Below are 3,460 nucleotides of genomic sequence, written 5' to 3' on the forward strand. Positions count from 1 at the left end.
CTCGATATCGCTTGTGACGGCGGAGGAGAAACAACAGCTACTGCACGGATTCAACGACACGGCGGCAGAGTATCCGCGGGAAGCGACGATCCACGGGCTGTTCGAGGAGCAGGCGGAGAAGACGCCGTATGCGGTGGCGGTCATGTACGGGGATCAGCAGCTGACCTATGCGGAGCTGAACGCGCGGGCGAATCAGCTGGCGTGGACGCTACGCGGGCAGGGTGTAGGGCCGGATCACATCGTGGCGATCCTGATGCATCGCTCAGCAGAGATGATCATCGGAGTGCTCGGCATCCTGAAGGCCGGCGGGGCGTACTTGCCGATCGATCCGGCGCTGCCGGCCGAACGCATCCAATACATGCTGGCGGACAGCGGCAGTCAGTGGTTGATAGGCGATGAGACGCTACTGGCGGAAACGGCCTTTGATGGAGTTAAGCTGGGACTGATGACAGCAATGGCCGAAACCGCTGCGACCGGTACAATGCATGTCGGGGAGAGCAGCATTATATATGGCTGCAATTTAGGGGCAATCAGCGGACCGGAGAGCCTGGCATACGTCATCTACACTTCGGGCTCTACGGGGCGGCCAAAAGGAGTGATGGCTGAGCACCGGAGTGTGGCCAACTTGACGTCTATGTTTAAACATTATCTACAGGTTACCGGGGGTGACCGGATTCTCCAATTTGCGTCCCTCTCGTTCGATGCATCTGTCTGGGAAATCGTGATCAGCCTGTGCAGCGGGGCGCAATTGCATATAGTGCCGGTGGAAGTGATCCATCACCTTGGGGAGTTCGAGCAGTACATCCGGACAAACGGCATTACAATAATGAGCTTGCCGCCGGCGTACTTATTGCGGATGCATCCGGAGCAAGTCCGTTCGCTGAGAACGGTCGTCACGGCAGGCTCGGCATGTCCGCAGGAGGTTGTGCGGAAGTGGAGTCCTTACGTCAACTTGGTCAATGGGTACGGGCCGACGGAAACGACAGTGGGCGCCACGATGTGGCCTGCAGACGGAACAAAAGAAGAGATGATGATCGTTCCGATTGGCAAACCGATGTCCAATACTCGGGTGTATATACTGGATCAGGAAGGCCGATTACTGCCTATGGGTGTGCCGGGTGAAATCTGTATCGCGGGAGCCGGCGTGGCCCGGGGCTATCTGAACCGGCCGGAGCTGACGGCGGAGAAATTCGTCGACAACCCGTTCGAGCCGGGTGCGCGGATGTACCGGAGCGGAGACTTAGCGAGATGGCTGCCGGACGGCAACCTGGAGTACCTGGGCCGGATCGACCAGCAAGTGAAGATCCGCGGCTACCGGATCGAGTGCGGAGAGATCGAGACGCAGCTCATGGCGCATCCACAGATTCGCGAAGCCGTCGTCGTCGACCGGAAGGATGAGCAAGGGCTGGCGTACTTGTGCGCATATCTCGTAAGCGGCGAAGCCGTTCCGGCAGCTGAGCTGCGTGCGCACCTGGTGGCACAACTGCCGGATTATATGATTCCGTCCTACTTTGTAGCTATGGATGGAATCCCGTTGACTGCCAACGGCAAGGTGGACCGCAAGGCGCTGCCGGCACCGGACCGGGAGGCGCACAGCGGAAGCCATGAAGCGCCTCGGGATGCGCTGGAGACACAATTGGCGGAATTGTTCGCAGAGGTGCTGGGGATAAAGGCGTTCGGCATCGGTGATTCGTTCTTCGAGCGCGGTGGTCACTCGCTGAAAGCGATGACGCTGATGTCGCGCATACATCAGCGGCTGGCGGTGGAGCTGCCGCTGCGGGAGCTGTTCGCGCGGCCGACGGTGAAGGCGCTGGCGGACTATGTGCGCAGCACGAAAGAAAGCGGCTACGGCAAGATCGAGCTGGCGGCGGCGCAGGCGTCGTACCCGCTGTCTTCGGCGCAGCGGCGGCTATACGTGCTTCATGAGATGGAGCCGGAGAGCATGCGCTACAACATGCCGGGCGTCCTGGAACTGGCCGGGAAGGTGGATGCGGATCGGCTGGAGCAAGCGATCCGCTCGGTCATCGCCCGTCATGAATCGCTGCGCACATCGTTCACGTGGATCGGCGGCGAACCAAGACAACAGGTACACGAAGACATGGCATTTGAATGGGGGTGCCGGGAGGCGGAGGAAGCGCAGGGCCGGGAACTCATCCGGAACTTCGTGCGCCCGTTCGCGTTGGATCAGGCGCCGCTGCTGCGGGCCGGGCTGCTGCGGCTGGCGGCAGAGCGCTACTGGCTGGTCTGGGACATGCACCATATCGTGTCGGATGGCGTGTCGGTGAACCTACTGGTGTCGGACTTCATGACGGCGTATGCCGGCGGGGAGCTGGCGCCGCTGCGGATCCAGTACAAGGACTACGCGGTCTGGCAGCAGGGTACGCTTGGGGTGGAGCGGATGGAGATGCATGAGGCGTACTGGCTGTCGGCTTATGCGGAGGAAGTGCCGGTGCTGGAGCTGCCGGCCGACCGGATGCGTCCGGCGGTGCCCGGCAGTGAAGGAGGACAGGTATCCACTCAAGTGAATACCAAGACGGCAGACGCCCTGAAACGAATCGCAGCCGAAAGCGGAGCGACGCTGTACATGGTGCTGCTGGCTGCCTATAACGTGTGGCTGCACAAGTACACGGGGCAGAGCGACATTGTGGTCGGGACGCCGGTGTCGGGGCGGACGCATGGGGATACGGAGCCGATGATCGGGATGTTCGTGAACACGCTGGCACTGCGCAACGCCCCGTCCGGGGACAAGCGGTTTATGGACTTCGTGCGCGAAGTGAAGGAGCGGACGCTGGCGGCATTCGAGCATCAGGATTACCCGTTCGAGGAACTGGTCGAGAAGCTGAACGTACGGCGCGATAGGAGCCGTAACCCCTTGTTTGACACGATGCTGGTGCTGCAGAACATGGAACAAGCGCGTTTTGGGCTGGCAGATATTGACGTTCGTCCGGTCAAGCTTGACCAACGGACGGCGAAGTTTGACCTGACGTTAAACGTCGCGGAGAACGATCAAGGACTTCAGCTGCTGCTGGAATACAGCTGCGCGCTGTTCAATGAGGAGACAGCCGGGCGGTACCTGATGCACTTCGTGCAGCTCTTGTCGCAAATGGCCGGTCAGCCGGAAGCAAGCATTGGCTCGTATGAGCTTGTGACGACGGAAGAGAGGCAACAACTGCTGCATGCGTTCAATGACACAGCGGCGGCGTATCCGCGGGAAGCGACGATCCATGAGCTGTTTGAAGCCCAGGTGGAGAAGACGCCGGATGCGGTGGCGGCCGTGTACGGGGATCAGCAGCTGACCTATGCGGAGCTGAACGCGCGGGCGAATCAGCTGGCGTGGACGCTGCGCGGGCAGGGTGTAGGGCCGGAGCGTATCGTGGCCATCTTGATGGAACGCTCTTTGGACATGATCGCCGGGATGCTCGGCATCCTGAAGGCCGGCGGGGCGTACTTGCCGATTGAT

General features: G+C 61.0%; 1 protein-coding gene. It reads left to right on the plus strand.

Annotation, left to right across the window (positions count from 1 at the left end; all coding sequences use genetic code 11):
- Positions 1 to 142 precede the first annotated feature (142 nt).
- The coding region (locus AC3WT9_RS34560; protein WP_492408975.1) for an amino acid adenylation domain-containing protein at positions 143 to 3,460 on the plus strand (3,318 nt) is incomplete at its 3' end.

It is taken from the genome of Paenibacillus sp. EB106-06-01-XG199 (genome assembly GCF_058791575.1).